Source organism: Rhizobium sp. PRIMUS64 (assembly GCF_023006465.1).
In the GTDB taxonomy this organism is placed as follows: domain Bacteria; phylum Pseudomonadota; class Alphaproteobacteria; order Rhizobiales; family Rhizobiaceae; genus Rhizobium; species Rhizobium leguminosarum.
In genome coordinates, this window is the sequence record NZ_JALBGX010000306.1 from 1 (window position 1) to 840 (window position 840).

The 840-nt window shown below is 64.9% G+C and carries 2 protein-coding genes; both read left to right on the plus strand.

Annotation, left to right across the window (positions count from 1 at the left end):
- Positions 1-224, plus strand: a 224-nt coding sequence (locus MOV76_RS39255) for a PUA domain-containing protein (protein ID WP_309506932.1), incomplete at its 5' end; no start/stop codon positions are given.
- Positions 217-840: aldehyde dehydrogenase family protein (locus tag MOV76_RS39260; protein WP_247266607.1), on the plus strand; the 624-nt coding region annotated here is incomplete at its 3' end. The genes MOV76_RS39255 and MOV76_RS39260, both read left to right, overlap by 8 nt.

Genomic DNA, 840 nt, shown 5'->3' on the forward strand with positions numbered 1-840 from the left:
ATACGGTGGCGATCATCGGCCCGGCCGGCCGCGAGATCGCCCGCGGCCTGGTAAGCTACGATGCCGACGACGCCCGTCGGATCGCCGGCCGCAAGTCGGCGGAGATCGAGGCCATTCTCGGTTATGCCGGGCGCGCCGCCATGGTCCATCGCGACGACATGGTGATGACCGCACAGGTCGGTTCGAAATCGGAAAGGCAGAAGAAGGACGCGAGCTATGCTTGATACCGTTGCGCCAAGCCCTGACATTGACGTGCTGATGAACGACATCGGCCGCAAGGCAAGGGCTGCAGCACGACCACTGAGCTTTGCGTCCACTGAGGCCAAGAACAGCGCGTTGAATGCCATGGCCGATGCGATCCTGGCGAACAAGGCGCATATTCTTGCCGAGAACGCCAAGGACCTGAAGGGCATCGAAGGCACCGAGATGCTCGCTTCCTTCGTCGACCGGCTGACGCTGAACGACAAGCGCGTTGCCGAAATGGCCGAGGGAATCCGCGCCATCGCAGTCCTTGCCGATCCGGTCGGCGAAGTCATCGCTGCCTGGGACCGGCCGAACGGGCTGAAGATCGAACGGGTCCGCACCCCGCTCGGCGTCATCGGCGTGATCTTCGAAAGCCGGCCGAACGTCACTGCGGATGCCGGCGCCCTCTGCCTCAAGGCGGGCAATGCCGTCATTCTGCGTTGCGGCTCGGATTCGCGCCGTTCATCGCAGGCTATCCATGCCTGCCTGGTCGAGGGTCTGAAGGCGGCGGGACTTCCAGAGCACGCTATCCAGCTCGTGCCGGTCACCGACCGCGCTGCAGTCGGCGCCATGCTGCGCGGCCTCGACGGCGCGATC